The sequence below is a fragment of the Streptomyces sp. NPDC057099 genome, from assembly GCF_042671245.1.
In the GTDB taxonomy this organism is placed as follows: domain Bacteria; phylum Actinomycetota; class Actinomycetes; order Streptomycetales; family Streptomycetaceae; genus Streptomyces; species Streptomyces purpurascens.
In genome coordinates this window covers 159,012-173,183 of record NZ_JBHUTX010000009.1, presented here as the reverse complement: position 1 = coordinate 173,183, position 14,172 = coordinate 159,012, and the positions used below count along the sequence as shown (strand labels likewise).

General features: G+C 70.0%; 15 protein-coding genes and 1 pseudogene. 7 read left to right on the top strand and 9 right to left on the bottom strand.

Annotated features, from left to right (window positions below; translation table 11 throughout):
• Positions 1 to 67 precede the first annotated feature (67 nt).
• Both ACFT4A_RS15635 and ACFT4A_RS15630 read left to right on the top strand, forming a co-directional pair.
• The gene (locus tag ACFT4A_RS15635) at positions 68 to 1,576 is read left to right on the top strand and encodes an aromatic amino acid ammonia-lyase (RefSeq protein WP_382830280.1); all 1,509 of its coding nucleotides are present in this window, start codon (positions 68 to 70) and stop codon (positions 1,574 to 1,576) included.
• On the top strand, positions 1,573 to 2,646 hold the full coding sequence (locus ACFT4A_RS15630) for an ABC transporter substrate-binding protein (protein WP_382830124.1): 1,074 nt from the start codon (positions 1,573 to 1,575) through the stop codon (positions 2,644 to 2,646). Before ACFT4A_RS15635 ends, ACFT4A_RS15630 begins: the two co-directional genes overlap by 4 nt.
• Here the strand turns inward: ACFT4A_RS15630 and ACFT4A_RS15625 are convergent.
• On the bottom strand, positions 2,634 to 3,500 hold the full coding sequence (locus tag ACFT4A_RS15625; protein WP_382830121.1) for an endonuclease/exonuclease/phosphatase family protein: 867 nt from the start codon (positions 3,498 to 3,500) through the stop codon (positions 2,634 to 2,636). The two genes, ACFT4A_RS15630 and ACFT4A_RS15625, sit on opposite strands and share 13 nt — an antisense overlap.
• Positions 3,501 to 3,803: 303 nt before the next feature.
• Between ACFT4A_RS15625 and ACFT4A_RS15620 the strand changes: the two genes are divergently transcribed.
• From ACFT4A_RS15620 to ACFT4A_RS15610, 3 genes are all read left to right on the top strand, one after another.
• A complete protein-coding gene (locus tag ACFT4A_RS15620; RefSeq protein WP_382830118.1) occupies positions 3,804 to 4,364 on the top strand; it encodes an aldo/keto reductase in 561 nt (186 codons plus the stop codon).
• Positions 4,364 to 5,317, top strand: a complete 954-nt coding sequence (locus ACFT4A_RS15615; protein ID WP_382830115.1) for a phosphoglycerate dehydrogenase — start codon at positions 4,364 to 4,366, stop codon at positions 5,315 to 5,317. The genes ACFT4A_RS15620 and ACFT4A_RS15615 overlap by 1 nt, the downstream gene beginning before the upstream one ends.
• Positions 5,318 to 5,436: 119 nt before the next feature.
• A complete protein-coding gene (locus ACFT4A_RS15610; RefSeq protein WP_382830113.1) occupies positions 5,437 to 6,867 on the top strand; it encodes an Nramp family divalent metal transporter in 1,431 nt (476 codons plus the stop codon).
• 120 nt (positions 6,868 to 6,987) lie between these two features.
• On the opposite strand, the gene ACFT4A_RS15605 is transcribed toward ACFT4A_RS15610, so the two are convergent.
• Positions 6,988 to 7,893, bottom strand: coding sequence for a trypsin-like serine peptidase (locus ACFT4A_RS15605; protein WP_382830111.1), 906 nt, complete (start codon positions 7,891 to 7,893; stop codon positions 6,988 to 6,990).
• Positions 7,894 to 7,991: 98 nt separating this feature from the next.
• Positions 7,992 to 8,885 carry an aminoglycoside phosphotransferase family protein gene (locus tag ACFT4A_RS15600; RefSeq protein WP_382830108.1) on the bottom strand — a complete coding sequence of 298 codons (894 nt, stop codon included), beginning with the start codon at positions 8,883 to 8,885 and terminating at the stop codon, positions 7,992 to 7,994.
• Positions 8,886 to 9,010: 125 nt separating this feature from the next.
• On the opposite strand from ACFT4A_RS15600, the gene ACFT4A_RS15595 reads away from it, so the two are divergent.
• Positions 9,011 to 9,394 (top strand): VOC family protein, encoded by a 384-nt coding sequence (locus tag ACFT4A_RS15595; RefSeq protein WP_382830105.1) that lies wholly within the window; start codon positions 9,011 to 9,013, stop codon positions 9,392 to 9,394.
• Between the two features lie 312 nt (positions 9,395 to 9,706).
• On the opposite strand, the gene ACFT4A_RS15590 is transcribed toward ACFT4A_RS15595, so the two are convergent.
• The 5 genes and pseudogenes from ACFT4A_RS15590 to ACFT4A_RS15570 form a co-directional block, all read right to left on the bottom strand.
• The gene (locus ACFT4A_RS15590) at positions 9,707 to 10,030 is read right to left on the bottom strand and encodes a GNAT family N-acetyltransferase (protein WP_382830277.1); all 324 of its coding nucleotides are present in this window, start codon (positions 10,028 to 10,030) and stop codon (positions 9,707 to 9,709) included.
• A gap of 15 nt (positions 10,031 to 10,045) precedes the next feature.
• Positions 10,046 to 10,108 (bottom strand): annotated as a pseudogene (locus ACFT4A_RS15585) (hypothetical protein); the annotation flags it as partial.
• Between the two features lie 52 nt (positions 10,109 to 10,160).
• On the bottom strand, positions 10,161 to 10,571 hold the full coding sequence (locus tag ACFT4A_RS15580) for a GPP34 family phosphoprotein (protein ID WP_382830102.1): 411 nt from the start codon (positions 10,569 to 10,571) through the stop codon (positions 10,161 to 10,163).
• 156 nt (positions 10,572 to 10,727) lie between these two features.
• Positions 10,728 to 11,009, bottom strand: coding sequence for a hypothetical protein (locus tag ACFT4A_RS15575; RefSeq protein WP_382830099.1), 282 nt, complete (start codon positions 11,007 to 11,009; stop codon positions 10,728 to 10,730).
• 47 nt (positions 11,010 to 11,056) lie between these two features.
• Positions 11,057 to 12,490, bottom strand: coding sequence for a glycoside hydrolase family 43 protein (locus ACFT4A_RS15570; RefSeq protein WP_382830096.1), 1,434 nt, complete (start codon positions 12,488 to 12,490; stop codon positions 11,057 to 11,059).
• Positions 12,491 to 12,819: 329 nt separating this feature from the next.
• Here ACFT4A_RS15570 and ACFT4A_RS15565 point away from each other — a divergent pair, with 329 nt between their 5' ends.
• A complete protein-coding gene (locus tag ACFT4A_RS15565) occupies positions 12,820 to 13,179 on the top strand; it encodes a hypothetical protein (RefSeq protein WP_382830093.1) in 360 nt (119 codons plus the stop codon).
• Positions 13,180 to 13,206: 27 nt separating this feature from the next.
• On the opposite strand, the gene ACFT4A_RS15560 is transcribed toward ACFT4A_RS15565, so the two are convergent.
• Positions 13,207 to 14,160, bottom strand: coding sequence for a phosphotransferase family protein (locus ACFT4A_RS15560; protein WP_382830090.1), 954 nt, complete (start codon positions 14,158 to 14,160; stop codon positions 13,207 to 13,209).
• Positions 14,161 to 14,172 lie beyond the last annotated feature (12 nt).

Sequence of the window (14,172 nt, the reverse complement as noted above, 5' to 3'; positions counted from 1 at the left end):
GTTCTCTGTGCGTGAATAGCGGTCAACTGCCTGGATCGAGGGGTGTTTACGCTTGATCTCGTCTCAGATGGTGAACACTCCGGACACTCCGAGAGGTGTCGACCACGGCTCGGCTCTCGTCGCTCTCGACGGCACCGGTCTCGGTGTGGCGGACGTCGCTCGGCTCGCCTCCGGGACCGCGCGGCCGACTCCCCTGAGCAAGGCGATGCGCCGCATGGAGGAGTCCTGGAACGCCGCCCGGCAGATCGCGGCGACCGGCCGCGTCTACGGCCGCTCCACCGGCGTCGGCGCCCAACGGAACGAGGACGTACCCACCGGGGCGGACGCCGCGCACGGTCTGCGGCTGCTGCGCAGCCACGCCGGCGCCATCGGCGAGGAGCTGCCCGCCCGTCAGGTACGCGCGATGCTCGCCGTACGGGCCAACCAGCTGCTGGCCGGAGGCGCGGGGCTGCGGCCCACCGTCGTGACGGCGCTGTGCGAGGCACTGGAGAGCGGCGCGTACCCGGTCGTCAACGAGTTCGGCTCCGTCGGCACCGGCGACATCGCGGCCCTGGCCCAGGCGGGGCTGGCCTTGGCAGGGGAGCATCCCTGGCGCGGGGGCACCCCGCCGGAGCCCCTGCCGCTCGACAACAACGACGCGCTGGCCTTCATCAGCAGCAACGCCCTCACCCTCGGCCAGTCGGCCCTCGCCCTGCACGAGCTGCGCGGACTGCTGGAGGCCACGCAGGTCGTCGCCGCGCTGTCGCTGCTGGCCACCGACGGCTCGCACGAGGCCTACGCCGCTCCCGTACACGCCGCCCGCCCGCACCGCGGATGCGCCGATGTCGCCCGCCGTATGCGGGAGTTGATCGGCGCGGCCGATCGTCCGACGCCACCGCTGGACCGGCTCCAGGACCCGTACGGCTTCCGCTGTCTGCCCCAGATCCACGGCCCGGCCCACGACGCGGCGGACGCTCTGGAGGAGGTCGTCGCCGTCGAGATCAACGCGGCCGCCGAGAACCCGCTGATCTTTCCCGAGGACATGGCCGCCTACCACCACGGCGGCTTCTACCAGGCCCAACTCGGTCTCGCCCTGGACCACTTCCGGCTGTCGCTGACACAGGTGGCACGCCTGTCGACCTCCCGTCTCGCGACCCTGAACGAGCCCGCCTATACCCGGCTGCGCCCCTTCCTCTCCGACCAGGAGCCCGCCTCCTCCGGCGTGATGATCCTGGAGTACGCCGCCGGGGCCGCACTCGGTGATCTGCGAGCGTTCTCCGCGCCCGCGTCGCTCGGCCACGCCGTCCTCTCGCGCGGCGTCGAGGAACAGGCGAGCTTCGCCTGCCTGGCCGCACGTCAGACGCTCCGCGCCTGCGGCGCGTACCGTCTCGTCGTCGGCTGCGAACTCGTCGCCGCCGTACGGGCGTTGCGCCAGCGCGGCCTGAGGCCCGAGCCGGGGCTTCCGGTGGCCCAGGCGCTCGAACTCGCCGGATCGGTGCTCGACGAGGACCATGCCGACCGGCCGCTCACGGACGATGTGACGGCGGCGGCCACCCTGCTCGACCGGTTCACGGACATCTGGAGGAAAGGCACGTGAGGTCACCCGTACGGATCGGCGCACTGGTTCCGCTGACTCGGCCCGGCTGGGCCGAGGCGGGCCACCACCTGCTCGCGGGACTCGAGTTGGCCGTGTCCGAAGTCAATGACGCCGGCGGGATCGTCGGGAGACCGCTCGAGCTGGTGGTCCGGGACACCGCGGCCGATCCGGGGAGGGCCGCGGCGGCCGTGGACGAGTTGGCCGGCCTCGGCGTAGCGGCCGTGGCAGGGGAATATCACAGCGTCGTCGCCCGCGCCGCTGCCACCAGGGCCGACGCCGTCGGCCTGCCGTTCCTCTGCTCGTCGGCGGTTCTCGACGCGCTCACCGAGCAGCCGACGGAATGGGTCGCGCGCCTTTCCCCGCCGCAGTCCCGCGGCTGGCAGGTCTACGCGGACTTCCTCCTCGGCGCGGGCCACACCCGTATCGCCGTGGCAACCCAGCCGAGCGTCTACTGGGCGTCCGGGACGCGCATCCTGCGGGACCGCCTCGCTCCACGCGGCGGCACCGTCATCGAACTCGACATGAGCGCGCTCACCCCCACGGCCGTGTGCGACGCGCTCGTCGACCATGGCGCGACCGCCCTCCTGCTGCTGGTCGGCCACCCGGAGCCGGCCGTGCCGATCGTCCGGTCCGTCCGCCGCGACCAGCGCCTGGCCGAGATCATGATCGGTGCTCCGGCCGGGCAACCGGAGTTCGCCGAATGGGCGACGCTCCTGGGCGACGACGGCGCCGGGATCCCGTTCCTGCGCTACCGGCCCGAGCGCTTCGGCCCCCTCGGTGCACGAGTCGAGTCGGCCCTACGCGAGCGGCTGGCCGAAGCGCCCTCCTTCGTGGCCTTCGAGGGCTACGACACGGTCGCCGTCCTCGCCGACGTCCTGCGTTCGCACGGCACGGACCGGCGGCGCATCGCCGCATCCTGGCCGCGTGTCGCGGTCGAAGGCACCCGAGGTCGGATCCGGTTCACGCGCACGCCGGGCATCAGCGTCTGGCAATGGGCCGGGCCACCCGTCCACATCGTCGATCGAGATCCGGCGGAGCCCGATCGCTTTCGGGTCCTTCACACGGGCTGAGCCGGGCCCGCGGTGAAGGTGGGATCCACGTCGGTGTGCAGCAGGTCGTGGTCCGAGTACGGGGTGGTCCGCACGCGGTGCTTGAGCGGGGCGATGCCCCGCAGGAAGACGTAGTCGAACTTGCTGTGCCAGTCGGTGGTCGTCTTACAGCTGCCGGAGGACGAGGGACGGCACTCGGGGTCCGTATCGGCGGCCAGTGCCCAGATCGGGGCGAGTTCGGGAGCGTCCGGCACGGCGTTGAAGTCGCCGAGAACGATCGCGCGGTCGTGCCGGGCGACCTCCGCCGCGAGTACGCGGGCCTGGTCCGCCCGGACCGCTTCCTGACGTCGTTGGGCGAGGTGGGTGTTGAAGACCCGGACCGGCTGGCCGCCCACCATGGTGGTGACGGCCATGTACCCACGGTCCTCGGATCCTCCGTCGGGGTACTCCACCTTGTCGGAGTCCGTCATCGGCGCGGCCGAGAGGACCGCCTGGCCGAAGGCTCCCGGACTCCACGGCGCTCCCCCGCAGCGGCCCCAATCCTGAAGAACCGTCCCGTACTCGACGTGGTACTCCAGCCCGTGCAGGCTCCTCAGGTACTCCCGAATCCTCTCGACATCACGCACGCACGCTTCCTGCAGGCCGATGACCTGAGGCGCGTACGTGGCGATCTCCGCCGCCCGGCCGACGTTGCCGGCGTCGCACGGGTTGCAGATGTTCCACGTCATGACCCGGTTCGGTACGACGTCCCTGACGGCATCGACGGGCACTGACCTGCCGAAGAGGGCACCGCTCGGTGCGCTGGGTCCGACCAGCAGCATGCAGGCCGCGACCACGGCGCCCGCGAGCAACCGCGTACCCCTGACGAGCACCATCGCCTCCTCCTCCATGCGGATCCATGCGGCATCCGACGTCTCCAGGCACGAGGTTATGGGACGAGGCTGTCGGCGACACGCGCTTCTGATCCTGCAGTAGCGGGCATGGGGCGACCCGTCTCGGATGATGACCAGTGATGCGCGAAGCGCGCGAGACCTCTTGCGCGATTCGCGCAGTCATGCGAGCGTTCCCCTGGCGCCGACGCCTGTCACCCGCGGATGGCGACGCCACTTGCGCATTCCGCGCACCAGGCGCACTTCAGACGCACATCCCGCCCACGTCCTGTCCCGGAAGGAAACGTCGTGACTGTCGGCATCGAACTCCCGCACGTGCCCGTCCCGCTGTCCCGTCTCGTCCTGGGCACGATGACCTTCGGCGACACCGTCGACCGCTCGACGGCCGCGTCGATGCTGGATGCCGCGCTGGATGCGGGTATCACGGGCGTGGACACCGCGAACGGTTATGCGGGTGGTGAGAGTGAGCGGTTGCTGGGGGAGTTGTTGCCGGGGCGCCGGGAGCGGATCGTGCTGGCGACCAAGGCGGGTATCCCGCATCCCGATCAGGGTGATCACGCGCCGCTGTCGCCGGCCGGGCTGCGGGCCGCGCTGGAGGGCAGTCTGAAGCGGCTCGGCACTGATCGTGTCGATCTGTTCTCTCTGCATCAGCCCGACCGTGCGACGCCGCTGGCGGGGAAGGCGGCCGAGGCGGCAGGCATCGCCGCCGGCATCCACAACCCCGACGGCGCCAGCGCCGCCCGCCGTCTCACCGAAGGCTGGACCTCCGCCTCCATCGCAGCCGACGTCGTCCACCTCCAGCAGATCGCCGCGTCCCACCTCGACGCCGCGCGCGACGGGGCGTGCTGATGCCGACCACGCTCATCACGACCCCGACCTTCGCACGGCATTCGGCGCTCCCCTGGCAGATCCTCGAGGAGTCCGGGGCAGGACCGCTCCGCCCGTGCGCCGACGCGGCTCTGCCCACCGCCGAACTCCTCGCCCACGCCGCCGAAGCGGACGCCCTGATCGTCGGCATGGACTCCATCACCGCCGAGGTACTGGACGCCGCACCCCGCCTCAAGGTGATCGCCAAACACGGTGTCGGCGTGGACACCATCGACGTGGCCGCCGCTCACGCCCGCGGCATACCGGTGGTGTGCGCTCCGGGCAGCAACTCCCGTGCGGTGGCCGAGTACAGCTTCGGTCTGCTCCTGTCGGCGACGCGCTCCCTCACCGCCTCGCACACCGCGGTGGCGGCGGGCGGTTGGCCGAAGCTGTTCGGCCCCGAACTGCACGGCAAGACGCTCGGCATCGTCGGCTTCGGCCGCATCGGCCGTCTGCTCGCCGGCTACGCCCGCGCCTTCGGGATGGACGTGCTCGCGTACGACCCGTACGTCCCCGGCGACGACGTCCGCGCGCACGGCGCCGAACCGGCCGCCCTCGACGACCTGCTGGCCCAGGCCGACGCCGTCAGCCTGCACACCCCGCCCGACCCGTCCGGCACACCGCTGCTGGACAAGGCCCGGCTCGCGGCGATGCGGCCGGGCGCGATCCTGGTCAACGCGGCGCGCGGCGGCCTCATCGACGAGAGCGCGCTGGCCGCCCTGCTGCGTTCCGGGCACCTCGGTGCAGCGGCTCTCGACGCCTTCAGCACCGAGCCCCTGCCCGCCGACCACCCCCTGCGCGAGGCCCCCCGCACCCTCCTCACCTCGCACATGGCCGCCTGCACCCCGGAGGCCAACCAGGCCATGGGCGCCATGGTGGCCGAGGACGTCGTCCGTGTACTGGCAGGCGAGGCGCCGCACCACCCGGCCCGCTGAACCCCGTCACCTCCCAGCCGGCCGACCCCCACCCCCGCTCCCACACCACGCATCACGACACACCTCTGTCCCCATACCGGATACCGGTGACGACGCCGGAAGATCCCCTAGGACCTGACATGGCCATCACGTCGACCGACGGCGCCGCCGCGGCGCCGCCCCCCGCGCAGCCCGACCCGTACGCGCTGCGCGCCGAAGACGCCCGCCCGGCCCCCGACACCTTCCGCGGCCGCCTGCGCCACCTCGGCCCCGGGCTCATCCTGTCCGCCGCGGTCGTCGGCTCCGGTGAACTGATCACCACCACCTCGCTCGGCGCGAAGGCGGGCTTCGCCCTGCTGTGGCTCGTGATCATCTCCACCGCGGTCAAGGTCTGGGTGCAGATGGAACTGGCCCGCTGGACCATCCTCAACGGGCGCCCCGCGCTGGACGGCTTCCGCGACGTCGGCCCCCGCATCGGCCGCCTCAGCTGGATCAACTGGCTGTGGATCGGCATGGACTTCGCCAAGATGTTCCAGCGCGGCGGCATCATCGGCGGCACCGCGGCCGCCTGTTCCATCCTCTTCCCGATCCATGGCGGGTCGCTGAGCGGCACGTCCCTCACGATCTGGGCCGTGATCGTCACCACCGCCGCCATCCTCATCCTCCAGACGGGCAAGTACCACGTCGTCGAGCGGGCCGAGGTCATCGGCATCACGCTCAAGACGGTGATCACCGTCGGCCTGGCACTCGCCCTGCCGCTCACCGCCTACGGGTACGGCACCGAACAGCTCGCCGACGGGCTCAGCTTCCAGATCCCGGCCGGCACGGTCGGCATAGCCCTCGCGATGTTCGGCATCACCGGCGTCGGCGCCGACGAGATGACGACGTACACCTACTGGTGCCTCGAAAAGGGCTACGCCCGCTGGACCGGCCCCGACGACGGGACCGAGCAGCGCGCCCGGCGCGCCGAGGGCTGGCTCAAGGTCATGCGGCTCGATGTGGGCGTCGCCTGGTTGGTGTGCACGATCTGCACCTTGTCCTTCTACGTGATCGGCGCCTCCGTGCTGCATCCGCAGGGCCTGGTGCCCGAGGGCAACGAGATGATCACCACGCTGTCGCACAGCTACACCGACACGCTCGGGCCCTGGGCCGAGTACCTCTTCCTGGCCGGCGCGATCTCCGTGCTCTTCTCGGTCACCGTCGCCTCGTCGGCCAGCGTGCCGAGGCTGTGGACCAACACCCTCGGTCTGCTCGGCGCGATCGACTGGAACGACATGCGCGTCCGCACCCGCACCATCCGGATCCTCACCTGGTGCCTGCCCCCGGTGTGGATGTGCTTCTTCCTGTGGGTCCAGTCCCCGGTCCTGATGGTGCAGATCGGCGGCATCGGCGGCGGCATCTTCCTCCTCGCCGTCGTGATCGCGGTCTGGCGCCTGCGTTACACCGGCGTCCCGCCCCGCTTCCGCGCCAACCCCTGGATGACCGCCGCCCTGGTCCTCAGCAGCGCGGCGATTCTCTTCCTCGGGGTGTACGGGGTGCTCGACACGCTGGGCCTCACACCGGGCGACTGAACCAGCCCCCCATAGAGAAGAAGCCACCACACACGGCAACCGAGCAGCCCCAAGGGACCGTCCTGTTTCACTCGCCCGGGACGGCCCTTGGCGCTGCTCCGTCGGCCGGAGCGGCGGCGCTCAGCCGCGCACGGCGACGTCGTAGGCGGCCCGCGCGGTCTTGTCGAACGTCGGCCCGTACATCGGGGAGTCGCCGTTGCCCTCGCCGTGGCTGTTGACCGAGACGACGGTGCCCTTGCCGGTGGCGGAGTCGAAGCCCGCGAGCCAGGGACCGCCGCTCGCGCCGCCGCCGAGGTCGCACGGGACGCGCTGCTCGCCCTCGGGGGCACGCTGAGAGGTACCGGTGCAGTGCAGCAGTTCCTCGCCCCGCTGCGGAGTGGTCCCGGGATAGCCGAAGGCGGTGACCCTCTCACCGGCCGGACGGCCGAAGGCGACCTTCTGCGCCCCCACCGCGTCGGTGAGCCGCTTCCCCGAGGCAGGGGTGGCGACGACCATCGCCGCTACGTCATTGACGGTGTCCTCGGCCCAGGAACGCGGTGTCGTGGTCGACTTGACGGCATAACGGCCGTACGGTGCCTTGCCCTTGGCGTAGCCGGGGACGAAGACGATGTCGCTGTAGGTGTTGACGGGCGAGGAGCCGAGGCGCGCGCAGTGGGCGGCAGTCATGATCACTGAGCGGTTGGCGCTCGTGACGGCGCTGGCCGTGCACCAGGTGTCCTGCCCTCTCGAGTTGACGAAGAAGAGCCGGCCGATGCTGGGGATGCCCTTGCCGGTCCAGGGCTTGCTGAGCGGTCCGGTCGGCCCCAGGTCGACGGTGCGGCCCACCTGCTTCATACGCGCGGGCGTCCAGTACGACAGGGCGGCGGACTGCTCCCCCGCCGTGTAGGTCACCGTACTGACCTCCCCGTTTCCGGCCGCGGCCGCAGCGGGTCCGGCCGAGGCCGCCAGAGGACCGGCCAGGGCCAAGAGGGCAGTGGCGAGGCCGGAGACGGCGCGGCGCGCGCCTCGGGACGGGCTGTGCGGCATGGGTGTCCTCTCGGATGATCGGGATCGGGCGACCACCCGGAAGGATGTGGTTTCGGCGAGTGCGGTGCATCCGCCGACTGATCTTTCGTCTTCCCGCGTCAAACGCCCTTCAGAACACGATCAAGTGCCGCCCGGCCTACAGGTCCCCAGTTCGGCTTGCCGCCGGGGAGACCCCGATCTCCGTTCTGTCCCATGAGCATCAGGAAGAGACTCTTCATCGCGGCCAGCCCGCGGGCGCGCCGGATCGCCGCCTCGTCCGCATGCGCGTACATGTCGAAGAACCGTGAGGCCGTGCCCGCGGGGAGCAGCACCCACGCGGCGGCGAGGTCCCACGCCGGATCGCCGGCGAACATGTCACCGAAGTCGACGATGCCCGAGAGCGTTCCGTCCGAGACGACGACGTTCGCGGGATGGAGGTCTCCATGCACCCACACCGACGGGCCCTCCCACGCCTGGGCCGCAACGGCGTCGTCCCAGACGGCCCGTACGTCGGCGATGTCGTCGGGGGCAACGGCCTGGAGGAAGTTCTCGAAGCCGTCCGTGCAGTTCCGGGGATGGGCACCGCGGTCCCTGGCGATCGGCGCCCCGACGGGCGCCTCCACATGGAGCGCCCGGAGGAAGCCCGCCAGGGTGTCGGCCGCGTGTGTGCCGCGGCTGATCGAGCCGTGGTCCAGCGGCTCGCCGGGAACCCATGTCATCACGGTCCAGTGCTTGGGGAAGCGCTCGGACGGTTCGCCGAACCGCACCGGGGTCGGCACCGGGAGCGGCAGGCGCGGAGCCAGCACGGGGAGCCACCGCCGCTCCTTGAGCTGGAGCTCCGGGGTGGGGTCCATGCGCTGCATGCGCACGGCCAACTCGTCCCCGAGACGCCACATTTGGTTGCCCCACCCGCCCGGCACTTCGCGGATGGCCAGCCCTGCGAGGTCTGGATGTTGCTCCCGCAGCAGGTCGCGAACCAGGTCTGCGGTGATCTCGATCTCGGTGTCGGTCATACGACGTCACAGTACTGAGGCGGCAGGCGAACGGCTCTCGCTCTCCGGAACATCTCTCGCTGCAATGCCTCTGGCATCACCGATTCTCCAGCGGGCCGAGCGGAGGTTCAGGCAGGCTCTGGTGCATGGTCTCGGTATTGCAGAACGTGGCGATCGACTGTGCGGATGCCTATGAACTGGCTCGGTTCTGGAGTGAGGTGCTGGGTTCTCCGCTGCATCCGGAGGACAACCCAGGCGACCCGGAGACCGCGGTGATGCTCCCGGAGGGCCCGCTGTTGTACTTCAACCAGGTGCAGGAACCGAAGACCATCAAGAACAGACTTCACCTGTGCCTGCGCCCGAAGACCACACGCGAGGAAGAGGTCGACCGACTCCTTGCCCTCGGTGCCACCCTCGTCGACGACCGCCGGGAACCCGACGGCCCCGGCTGGGCCGTCCTCGCGGACCCCGAGGGCAATGAATTCTGCGTTCTCCGCAGCGAATCCGACCGCGCGGCGACGACCACTTGAGGCCCACCCGCACAGCCCAGCTCAGCTGGAGGCTCCGACGCCGCTGACCCAGACACGGAAGGGTGTGATCCCCGGCTCGCTGTCGGCCAGAAACCCCTCGACGATCGGCCCAAGGTCGTCGGACGCCACATAAGGGCCGCTGAACGGCAACGCATCCGGGGACACGGAACCGGTCGAGCACCGGAGCTGCCCGGCCTGTACGTCGTGCCACACGTAAAACGTCGCCACCTCGGAAAAGCCCAGCTCCCGAATCCGTCCCCGGAGGGCAGCAGCAGTCCGCTCGAAGTGCCTGGTCTGACAGCTCAAACGCGATCAGGACAACGCAGGCTCCTCGTCAGTGGCCAGCCGGGCGTGACGTTCGACGTCATAACGCGTGCCGTCGTACTCCAGTTTCTGGCGCTCGATTCCTTCCGCCGCAAAACCCGCAGCCAGGGCCACCCGACAAGAAGCAGGGTTGTTGACCCGATGTCCCAACTCCAGCCGGACGAGCCCCGCGTCGTCGAAGGCCCAGCGAGCCAACGCCCGGCAAGCCCCTGATGCGACGCCCCGGCCCCGTGCTCTTCGCGTCGTCCAGTACGACACCCAGCCCGTCGCATGGCGGTCGTGGTTGCTGATGCCGCCGCCGTTGCACATCACGGCGGCGTTCTGCTCACGCCAGGTGAAGAAGGAGTGCAGCCGCCCGTTCCGGTCGTAGTCGATGCCGTGCAGGTACATGTTCCGGGCGGTCGAGGAGCCGTGCTCGCTGGTCTCTCGCAACGGGAGTTCCCTACAGCGCGGACGAGGCGATGACCGCGGTGAGGGCGGCGACAGTGGTGCGGATCGTGTCTCCGAGTGCCGCGGCCGGGCCTTGCCCCTCGGCGATCGCGGTCAGACGGTACTCGGGTGCCACCGCCCCGGGGCCATGCGGCAAGACGGCCTCAAGGCCCGCGTGGTGCAGCACGGTGATCAGCGCCGCCGTGCGCTCATCGGGGCCCTGGCCCTGCACGAGCTCGGCTGCCAGCCGTCCGCGCAGCGCCACGAGTTCCGACAGGCCCGTGACCGGGTACTTCACCGATCCGAAGGCGCCGAGGACTCGTCGCCCCTGCTCCCGTATCAGTTGCTTCTCCAACAGCCCCTGGTACACCGTATCGAGTGCCTGCTCGCGTACGGCCAGCAGCCACTCCGAATGCGCCGTCATGCTCCGCCAGGTACCCGGAGAAGCTCAGCTCCAGCAAAGCGGCCGCCGAAACCGCCAGGGACACCCGCAGCGGCGCTTCGCGCAGGGTGCCGGCTTCTTCGTCCAGTGCCAGCAGCACGATGTGCTCGCCGATCGTCAGATCCTCAGTCACGGGCCTCAGTACTCCCAGACCCACCAGCCCTGCGCCAGTGCGTCCGAACCGTCCTTGTACTTGCAGAAGTGGAAGATCCCGGTCTTCTCCGTCCAGGCCGTGGCCCGCTCGGAGCACTCGGCACCGGTGAGCGGCCCTTCACGAGGGCCGCTCTTGAGGATCTGCGCACTGGCGGCGGTGGCACGGCTCGCCGGGGAGGTGCCGGTCGCCGAGGCATGACCGACTGTCACCCCGCTCGCCATGACGGCCAGCAAAAGACCTGTAACCAACCGAATGCGGTTGCTCATCGCACTCCTTCTTGGAACTCTCCGGACACTCTTAGGGGACTGAGCGGTCACTGGACGACCTTGAACGTGGCGTCGCCGCGCCCCGTCGCGGTGGTGATCGGGTCGAGCCTCAGCTGGAACCCGAAGTGGCGGATGTACCGGTCGGGGTGGTTGTACGACTGGAACGACGACCCTGCCGAGTCGGCGAGACCCGCGACCCGGCGGAACGTGGCGTCCGCGGCGAACGCGGCGGTGCCGTCGTTGTGGACCAGCTGGAAGTCGGTGCCGTCCTGCCGCAGGTAGTACCCGGGGAAGTTTTCCGACTCGAAGGAAACGGTACCGTTTCCCGCGAGGCCCGGCCGCAGCCGGAACTGGGCGTCCTGGGCGGGGCTGACGTTCGGGTCGACGCGGACGTCGAAGTTCGCGTGCCGGATGTACCGGTCCTGGTAGTTGTACGACTGGAGCCGATTGACCGGGGTGTCGGCCCAGCGGGTCAGGACGCGGCTCTCCTCGGCGGCCGTCAGGGTGAGGATCGCGCCGTGGCGCTTCTTGGTCCCGCCCATGCCGTAGCTGCCGGAGGCCGGCAGACGGTACGTGCCGGAAGCGGACGGGTTGCTTGTCAGAACGGGCATGTAACCGCGGCCCGCGGCGTACTGGTCGAGGTAGAGGGCCCACTCGTCGCGGTCACGGAACTTCATCCACATCGGGCCCTCGACCTGCGAGCCGGTGAGGCCGATGCCGGAGAGGTTGCCGAGGGTGGTCCAGGTCCCGAGGATCGAGTTACTGCCTTCGAGGGTGATCTGGCCGTCACCGGAGGCCCGCACATAGCGGTAGGTGCCGGTGCCCGACGGCGTCTCGATGATCTGGGTGTCGATGATGCCCTGCGCGCCGGGGCGGTCGATGTACAGCCGCGGGGTGGTGATGGTGCGGAAGTCGGTGGTGCGGGCGTAGTAGATGCGGTGCTTCAGTACGCCGTCGAGCGTCGCGTTCGTCGCCCAGTACAGGACGTAGTTCTTGGTCTCCGGGTCCCAGATCGCCTCCGGCGCCCAGGCGTTGCGCCCGTCAGGGATCGCGCCGGCGACATTCAGCAGCCGGGGCTGCGACCAGGTGACCAGGTCCGTCGACTCCCACACCACGAGGTTGCGGCTGCCGTTGGACGTGGAATCCTCCCACGACTGCCCGCAGCCGATGCACAGGTCGGTCGCGATGATCCAGTACTTGCCGCCGTCCGGTGAGCGGACCAGTGCGGGGTCGCGCACCCCGCGCGTGCCGACCGTGGAGCGCAGGGTCATCCCACCGCCGTTGAGGTCGCTCCAGTGCAGGCCATCGACGCTGTGCGAGAAGTAGATCTGCTGACCGGCGGCCCCCTCTCCGACGAAGTGCGTCATCAGATAGCCCGGCTCGGCGGCGCCCGCCTTGTCGGGTCTGATCACAGCCTGGCCCGTGAGAACCAGACAGACGGCGACCAACAGCGTCGTCAACCTGCCGAGAACCGTGGACATGCGCATCTCCTGCTCTGGTGGAAGGCGCCCGTGCCCCAACTCCCGTCGGACACTTCACCGTTCGACATATCAGACACTGTTCGTAGAGCCGGGCAGACGCTAAGGGCGACCAACCGGAAGCGTCAATACCCCCGGCACGCCCGACTGGAAGCAAACCGCGACGGACTCGCGCCCGAGCGGTACATCACCGCTCGCTGGGCGTTGCAGCCCCGCACGACTACTGTCCTGCTGACCGATCGTCCGACCGACAAGGAGGCTGAGTCGTGCTGACCACTACGCACCCTCCGTAGGTACCTCTGGAAAGCCCAGGGGGCCTACGGAGGCTCTCGATGTCCCGAACCGTCCGCACGACTCCCAGGCAACTCCGCATCCAAGACGTCGCCTCGGAGTCCATGTCCCTCTACGACCTGCGCTACACGCACGCTGAACTGGCCCAGGCCACCCGCGAAGGCCGTCGCCCTGCCCCTACGAAGATGCTGCACCGGATCACCTCCTGGCAGTGGATGGTGCTCCACTGCAGAAAGGGCTCGTTCTCTGCGGAGATCGCCAAGGCTGAAGGCCGGGCCCGGCTCCACCGTCGACTCGAAGCCCAGCGGATCCGCGGACTGCACCACGCCGGCCACGACCTTGACGACGCAGACATCCCTCCGGTCCGCCACCGCCACGACGGGCTCTGGAACGCTTGGTAGAAGCGAAGCGCCCCGGACCGCCTTGGCTCAGCCCAACGCATCCATCAGGGCGATGACATAGGCATCCAGCCGCTCCTCCACAACCCGCGTCGTCAGCTCCGCCCTCCCCGCCTCCCGCCACGGCTGCGACACCAACCGCACTTCCTCCGAGAACGCCAGCCCGTCCCGCACCCGCCAGTACAGCCGCTCGCTCGCGGTCGCGGCCAGCACCCCACCGGCCTCCTCATACGCCTCAGCGAACCGCAGACCCCACGCCGGGCCGTGCAGCAGCGCGAGATTGGTGGAGCAGTGCGCCACATCGAGATCCGCCGGACCCCAGGAGGTGGCCGCCCAGTCGACGACGCCGGTGATCCGGGCAGCTGCCGGACTTGAGGACGACGCGTCGAACAGCACGTTGCCGGGGTGGAAGTCCCGGTGCAGGAACCGCCCTTCGTAGGGCGGCGCAGGCCTGCGGATCACGTCGATCGCCGCGGCCCAGGCCGCCGCGTCGGCCCCTTTCGGAGTCACGAAGGTGTCGGCGGTCGTCAACGCCACATACTCCCGGGGCCGCTCGGCGGGTCGCAGCGCGTGGATCTCCACGAGTTGACGGGCCAAGCAAGGAACACGGCTCTCCAGTCCCTCATCATCGAGGACCGTCCGGCCCTCCAGATGCGTCATGAGGAGCGAGGGATACTCGCAACGCGCGGCTGTCGGATCAACCGCGACCAGCCCAGGCGCCGGCACGCCGGTCCCCGCGAGCAGGATCAGGGCGCCGGCCTCCCTGTTCAGGCAGTCCTCGGCGTGCTCCGTATCGACGAACGTCCGCAGTACCAGGTCACGGGTACCTCCGCCCCGCGTTCCGATGGTCAGCCTCCGCATTTCGGCAGTGATGCCGCCGCGCAGCGTCTCGGTTCTGACGACCCGTTCGCCGACTTCCAGATGCCGGCTCACCCAAGCCAGTGTCAACGGACGGACAGCCGCCGCCTCATCGTGGTTGCTCACCGTGCCACCTCA